This is a genomic window from Nostoc sp. CHAB 5715, assembly GCF_020829685.1.
GTDB lineage: Bacteria > Cyanobacteriota > Cyanobacteriia > Cyanobacteriales > Nostocaceae > Nostoc.
Genome location: NZ_JAIVFR010000338.1, coordinates 1 through 6,952 on the forward strand (window position 1 = coordinate 1; position 6,952 = coordinate 6,952).

The following is a 6,952-nucleotide window of genomic DNA, read 5'->3' on the forward strand; positions in this document are numbered from 1 at the left end:
CGATCTGGAAGGGCATCCCCAAGTGTTGCCTTTACCACAGGTTAATTGGTAACTACTGTAAGCTAACCAGCTACCGCGCCGCCTTTGACCAAAGATAGTTTTGCCAGCCACACAAACGTAATGAACGTTTTTGTAAAAAGCTCCTGGGTAGTTATTGGTGACAAAATCTAGATTGGAGCGCGTCCAGCGTTCCTGACTAATATGGGGTGTACCTAAGGTGATGAGAGTAGCAATCAGGGGATGCCCTTCCCAGAGAGATGGTTTAACGTTACCTCTTGCCAAATAAGGCTTTTCTCCCATGTAGATGCGGGATATCCAACCTCCAGCTGAGTGACCAATCAAGTTAACTTGAGTAGCATTATGTTGCTGCAATGTCTGCTTGATTGTAAGATCAAGTTGTTGCAGAATTGGCGTTACAGGTCTTCCTCCAATAGTGGGTAGCCAGTCACGCCGTCGTAGTGGTACTGTAACAGTGGGAAAATCTAACTGTTGTAGGGATTGTTCTAGTTGACGATAAGCGATCGCGCTTTCTAGATATCCAGGTACAATAACTGTCGGTAACGGCATTTTAAATTTTGGATGCAATGATTGAGGGTTTGAACTTTTTTGACGAAGAAGTAGTCAAAAGTCAAAAGTTAGAATTGCGATCGCATGACTGACTCCTTTTATAAAAACCCAAATAGCTTTGACGGGGTTTAGGGCTAGAATGTCAATAAAATTGTACAATTTGCAACAGACTTAGGGACTGCTGATGTGGTAGTATTTTCACATAGGGACTAGTCTCGGACAAGTAAGTGTGCCATTTACAGAAGCGGAGTTGACTGGAAAACAGTAGAAAAAACAAGGCAACTTCAACAGATGTTGTTATCTGCTCAGACTTGCGCTTTCACTTAAACTTTAATAAATATCCGAGATATTAATTTTAATTGCGTGCGTCATAACAATAAGAAATCAAAAGTAGTAATTTTTCAAATATCTCTTTAGCAAGCTCAAACTGGAACACATGATACAGCGTCATTGATCAATTAAAAACTTGAATAAATGGCAATTTTGGCGTTTTTATTGCCAGGATAGGAAGTTATTATTTCCTTAGTGGGATGCATATCTCGCAATATCTTGCAAGATAGTCAAAAAGAAAAAATCGCTAGTCAACTGCAACTGAGCCGAGTGAACGATAACAGCTATGTCTTACGTCTCCCTGTTTAGAACTATACCAGAACTCTTAAGCCAGCCAATTGGGATAGCAGCTATAGCTTCTCTTGGCATCCACGGTGCGATCGCCATGATTGTGCCATTGATGCCTATGGATTCTAGCAAACCCAAAGATACAGCATCATCCAAAACCGTCGGACTTTTGGAATTTAGCCAAGCCGACCAAAGCCGTTTGCCCCAAAGCACGCCCCAACTTGGTTTACAACAACTTCCTCCAATAGCGCCACTTTCTGCTCCGAACTTTAGCGCCCAAACTCTATTGCCCCCAGTGGCACCAGCGCCATCTAGTCAGCTAGTACTGCCTCCGCTACCCGCATCATCAAATAACTATCGAGTTTCCTCCTTGCCTAGTAGGCAATCTTTGCGGATGATTACTAGTGGTAATTTGAGATTTGACGCCTCTAAATTTGATAGTTCTAAATTCAATACCAGCCCTAAATTCTCTCGAACAGCGCCTCGTGTGAATGTGAGTGACACCAAATACGAGGCATCTGTGCCTCTGGCTGTAAATAGATTACCAGAATTGCAATCGCAGAAAATACCTGATGATATTCTGCAAAAGCCGTTGGCTGTAAATAGATTGCCACAATTGCAGTCGCAGCAAATACCGCAATTACAAAAGATATTCAACTAGCTGAGAAATTGGCTGTTTCTGGCACACCTTTTTTTGTAATTAATAGTCCAACTTTTTCAGGAGTGGTGCAGCTAGCAGATATCGAAAGTATATTGACTAGTACTAAGTAAATTAGTGTGTTTGAAAATAGCCTCTCATTGTTTCAGTAGCTAGGGTCTTTCAAATTCCCTTTTTTATTTTCAAAATATTTCTTCTGTAATTCCTCTGGAATGGGAATAGGACGACTATTTTGTAAACTAACAAAAGCGCCTTTCTGGGTAGCTACTGCTGCTAACTCATTGTTAGATAAAATTTCAGCTTGTACAGTCCACTTCAACCGTCCTAAATTACTCAGCCATAAACGTCCAATTACTTGATCAATAATCTTTATCGGACGTTTATATTCAATTTCAGTTCCAGCTAAAACAGGCGCATATCCTTGCTCAATTTGTTGATTGAGTTGCCAGTGTTCATCTAAAAACTTTAAACGTAAATCCTCTAGCCATCTAATATACACAATATTACTCACGATTCCCATAAAATCAATGTCAATAATTGCTTGCAGGCGTTCTAGGGCGTGGCGTTTGCTTCGTAATGCAAATCTAGTATGCTGGTAGATGAGAGCGATCGCAAAGTCAAAAGCCTGTAGCGCTAGATCATCTTTGCTTTGGAAGTGATTGTAAATTCCTCCTTTCTGCAATCCCGTCACACCCATGATGTCTGACATCGATGAGCCTGCATACCCCTGTTGGTTAAACAGTTCGGCTGCTTTGTGGAGAATTCTGCTTTTTGTTTCTTGGCCTTTGGACATTACAGCGATTTTTAGATGAATGGATTATGGGGAGTGGGGAGTGGGGAGTAGGGAATAGGGAGTGGGGTAATTTATTGAATTGGAAATTGCTGTAAATAAAATATTACCGACCGAATGGTTTGTTTAAACATAGTGCAAGAAGTGCTTTAGAGTCAAGTATTTTTCAGCGCTGAGTTCTTAACTATGCATTGGGCATTATTATTCTCCCCCACCTCCCCTGCTCCCTACTCCCACTCCCCATTCCCCACTACTTCGGCTTACTTCGACTACGCTCAGTACAAGTCGCGGTTCCTGAGCGTAGTCGTTCGTGCAGCGTCCCGCAGGGAAGGACAGTACAAGTCCCCACTCCCTCTTTATCCAGATAATTTCGCAAGATACAACGCGAATACGCTAGACGTTTGCTCATGCTTACAAGTAAAATACGGTAAGTGCATCGCCTTACCGGCTTTTACATGTAAAACCACAGAAAAACCAGTTAGAAGTTGAGTTTAGCAGAACAACTGACCCATAAGCAGTTATCAAAACCTGTTTCAGCTAAATGCCAGTTGTCATGCTACCAAAAACTTCCAGACAGGTTTTAAATTGTCCAGGAATCCTCTGCCCTAACTTTTAGCTGGATAACCTTTGTGTCACTCATCCCTAGAGAAACACAATAACTTGCCATCACTAGCTCTGTCTACGACTGGGCTATAGTTTGGCACAATTGCTGCTCTCTAGCAGTGAAGCTTTAGCTGATTTTCGGTTATAGCTGCTCGTAGTTGAGTCAGTGAAAAGTTATTAAGGCTTTGTTTGGAGATTTAAACCCTATGTTGCTCACTTAATAGAAGTGGGAGACTCAACAGGACTTTGATAACTCATAACTGATTGTTGAAACCCCCGAAGAGTGAAGAGTATGGAATATTTATTACTACCGTTCTTAAGCTTTTTTGTTGGCATCATCGTTGGTTTGACGGGAATTGGTGGAGCCTCTCTCATCACGCCAATGCTAATTTTTGTTTTTCAGGTTCCGCCTTCTATCGCTGTGAGTTCTGATGTTGTGGCTGCCACATTGATGAAGATTGTTGGTAGTGTCAAGCATTGGGAACAGAAAACCCTTGACACAAAAGTTGTCAAATGGCTGACATTCGGGAGTGTTCCAGGCTCACTGTTCGGCGTGGGGATTTTGCACTTTCTTAAACGTACAGGTGAGTATAACCTGGATAACATCTTGCTCCGTTTGCTTGGTGTGATGATTTTGCTAGTCACACTATTAGCACTAGTGCAATTGCTGCTATTAACTTTTTTCCCCAAATTTAATTTACCCGAACTGCCGAAATTAGACTTAGAAACTAACTTTGACCGCTGTGTAACAATCACTTTGGGAGCAATTTTAGGCTGTTTGGTTGGTCTAACTAGCGTCTCATCGGGTTCAATGTTTGCCTTGGTGCTGATTGGGTTTTTCCGGCTTGATGCACGGAAGTTAGTCGGTACAGATATTTCACACGCAGCAATTTTACTGCTGTTTACTGCCCTCGGCCACCTCAGCCTGGGAACAGTTGATTGGAGTCTGGTAGTACCTATATGGCTAGGCTCTGTTCCAGGGGTGTTAGTAGGCGCTAAAATCTGCCAGTTAGCTCCGCAACGCCCACTACGGTTTATCATTTATACCATCTTAATGATGGTGAGTTGGAAATTAGTTCATCAGGTTTGACAGGACTCGGTAATAGAGTTTGGTTGTAAAAGTTTTTCGCTGCTCACTCACTCTCGAAAAAGACGGCACCCAGATTAGGTGCAACTAAATCTATTCCTCCGTTCGTTCCAGTATTCGTAGGAAAACAAGAATTAGCAACATTCAGCAGTGTTTTCGGAGTGCAAGTAACATCAGGGGCAAACAGCGAGTAGCCGTAGACTTTTTTTCCATGTGATACGAGTTCGTCGGTGCGAATCAGAAGACCTCCTAAAACTTGATTCGGTGGAATAGTGAGTGCAGGGTTTATGGGAATTCCAGGATTATTTTTGGCAGCATTGTTTAGGAAATAATAATTGAAATCAGACAAAAACTAGGTTGAATGCTTGGGTGAAAACGGATTGGATTGTACCCAATCGCAGGCATAAAGGAGTATCGCAATTCGCAATTACGTTTTGTGATAGCGAAGCGTTAGCAACATAGCAGCGTCTGGGGATTTAGACTCCAACACCAAAACAAGCAACAAGAGCGTGTATGGGGTTTTTACTTTTTACTTTTTACTTTTTAAACTGTCTCAATCAAACATGGGAGGCCAAAGTTCGGATACTAAGAGTTCCCACTCAGGGAACAAGTCTGAGACAGTGAGCTTTTCACTATTCCCTAACACCGTCACTTTACTGCTAGGACGATAAACACTCACGGTCTGAGCATCTGGGTCAATCAATAGCGCTATTCTCACTCCCAAGTCTAAGAATCTTTGGATCGTTTGTTGCACAGATGCCAGTCGGTCAAAGGCAGATTTAATTTCTACTACTAAATCAGGCACCAATTCAGGATAAGTTCGCGGCACCCGCTTCAAGCGTTCCCGTGAAAAGAACGAGATACGCGGCGCAACTATCTCTCCATTGGGTAACTGAAATCCACCTTTAGAGCCAATAATATGCCCTAGCTTACGAGGCTCTACCCAGGAAAATAAAAACGCACAAAATCGAGCGCTAATTTCACCAGAGGTAAAATCAGGTGGGGAATCGCTCAATTCATCTTCATTGCTAAAGTTTCTACTAGGAATAATAGTTGCCGATGGGATGTCCAGAGATGTGATTTCTCTTAGCACTTCTTGCCAAAGATTCTGAAGATTTACGTCTAGCTTTTCCAGCACTCTGACTGCTACCCCATCTGTTACCCCTAGCACACCTAGTAGAAGATGCTCTGTACCAATGAATGTGTGACCTAATCTTAGAGATTCTTCTATAGCAAAGTCCAAAACTTGCTTTCCTTTAGGAGTAAAGGGATACTCCACACCTTGAATTCCAGTACCGCGACCAATAATTTTTTCTACTTCAGTTTGAGCAGCTTCAAGGTTGATATCAAAAGACTTGAGAACCTTAGCAGCTAAACCATTACCTTCTGCAATTAATCCAATCAAAATCTGTTCAGTACCTACAAATTGATGTCCTAAGCGCTCACCTTCGCCTTGTGCCAGCACGATCGCCCGGTATGCTTTCGCAGTAAATCTTTCAAACATAGACCTTTCCTCTGTTAAGAAAATAAATGGCAGTGGACAGCGGAATATTTGAGCAATTTTGAACGCTAAGGACAAACTAGGGTCGTATTTACCAACTTCAATAGCATTGATGGTTTGACGACTCACGCCCAAAATTTTTGCTAATTCCGCCTGTGACCAATTGCGTTGAGTTCTCAGAAAACGTAAACGATTTTGCATTGCTTGGCTGAAAAAACCAGTGTGTCTGCATAGTTTTTGCCTTGCCTGAATTTTATCGTAAACCTAACTTGTCTTTATGTCAAGTTTGCTTTACATTAAAAATCAAACCTCCATTCACCCCGTTTTGAAAAAAGCGGAGACATTTGTTGGGTTTAAAAGCTTCAGGACTTACGCCAGATGTGACTCAAAACCTGATTATTGCGTAGCGAACTTTAGATTTCAGATTGGGGTTTTCATCGTTCAATCTCAAATCCAGCATCCAACTCTTTACCAATCAAACATCAACTGGGGCAGCTACGCCAAGCCATTAGCCAAAAAACAATCTGGCTACCAACGGCGTTTATCTTCATCTGGCAAGCTACCCCAAATGCTGACTCAGCCTTTTTCTACTTCGCTACCAACGAACTCCACTTTGAACCAGAATTTTTGGGGCGGGTGCATTTGGTAACAAGTTTCGCTTCTTTAGCAGGTGTTTGGATTTTTCAACGTTTCCTCAAAAGCATCCCTTTTCGCGTGATTTTTGCTTGGAGTACTGTCCTTTCGTCAATTTTGGGGATGACGATGCTGTTGTTAGTGACTCACACAAACAGGCTGTTGGGTATAGATGACCACTGGTTTAGTTTGGGTGATAGCCTAATTCTGACTGTGATGGGGAAAATTGTTTTTATGCAAGTGATGGTGCTAGCAGCAAGGCTTTGTCCCTCTGGTGTGGAAGCGACATTATTTGCCTTGTTAATGTCGGTGTTTAATTCAGCAGGAACGGTTTCCCATGCATTTGGGGCATTAATTACCTATTGGCTGGGAATCACCGCAACGAACTTTGAATCACTTTGGCTATTGGTGCTAATTACTAACCTCAGCACGCTGTTACCCCTACCATTTATCAACTGGCTACCTGCTGCCGAGGAAGAAACTGAGACATCCATT

At 42.3% G+C, this 6,952-nt stretch carries 6 protein-coding genes and 3 pseudogenes; 3 read left to right on the forward strand and 6 right to left on the reverse strand.

The window, feature by feature from the left end:
* Window positions 1-567, reverse strand: a 567-nt coding sequence (locus LC574_RS19095; protein WP_229454964.1) for a triacylglycerol lipase, incomplete at its 3' end; no start/stop codon positions are given.
* A gap of 616 nt (window positions 568-1,183) precedes the next feature.
* Here LC574_RS19095 and LC574_RS19100 point away from each other — a divergent pair.
* A complete protein-coding gene (locus LC574_RS19100; protein WP_229454965.1) occupies window positions 1,184-1,846 on the forward strand; it encodes a hypothetical protein in 663 nt (220 codons plus the stop codon).
* 142 nt (window positions 1,847-1,988) lie between these two features.
* On the opposite strand, the gene LC574_RS19105 is transcribed toward LC574_RS19100, so the two are convergent.
* The gene (locus LC574_RS19105) at window positions 1,989-2,636 is read right to left on the reverse strand and encodes a thioesterase family protein (protein ID WP_229454966.1); all 648 of its coding nucleotides are present in this window, start codon (window positions 2,634-2,636) and stop codon (window positions 1,989-1,991) included.
* 892 nt (window positions 2,637-3,528) lie between these two features.
* Here LC574_RS19105 and LC574_RS19110 point away from each other — a divergent pair.
* On the forward strand, window positions 3,529-4,326 hold the full coding sequence (locus LC574_RS19110) for a sulfite exporter TauE/SafE family protein (protein ID WP_229454967.1): 798 nt from the start codon (window positions 3,529-3,531) through the stop codon (window positions 4,324-4,326).
* Window positions 4,327-4,369: 43 nt separating this feature from the next.
* On the opposite strand, the gene LC574_RS19115 is transcribed toward LC574_RS19110, so the two are convergent.
* The 4 genes and pseudogenes from LC574_RS19115 to LC574_RS19130 all read right to left on the reverse strand — a co-directional run.
* A complete protein-coding gene (locus tag LC574_RS19115) occupies window positions 4,370-4,672 on the reverse strand; it encodes a hypothetical protein (protein WP_229454968.1) in 303 nt (100 codons plus the stop codon).
* Between the two features lie 204 nt (window positions 4,673-4,876).
* Window positions 4,877-5,416 (reverse strand): Uma2 family endonuclease, encoded by a 540-nt coding sequence (locus LC574_RS19120; protein ID WP_229454969.1) that lies wholly within the window; start codon window positions 5,414-5,416, stop codon window positions 4,877-4,879.
* Window positions 5,402-5,827: pseudogene (locus tag LC574_RS19125) on the reverse strand (Clp protease N-terminal domain-containing protein); the annotation flags it as partial. The pseudogene LC574_RS19125 and the gene LC574_RS19120, both read right to left, overlap by 15 nt.
* 36 nt (window positions 5,828-5,863) lie before the next feature.
* A pseudogene (locus LC574_RS19130) lies at window positions 5,864-6,025 on the reverse strand (helix-turn-helix transcriptional regulator); the annotation flags it as partial.
* Window positions 6,026-6,298: 273 nt separating this feature from the next.
* Here LC574_RS19130 and fbt point away from each other — a divergent pair.
* Window positions 6,299-6,952, forward strand: a pseudogene (gene fbt / locus LC574_RS19135) (folate/biopterin family MFS transporter); the annotation flags it as partial.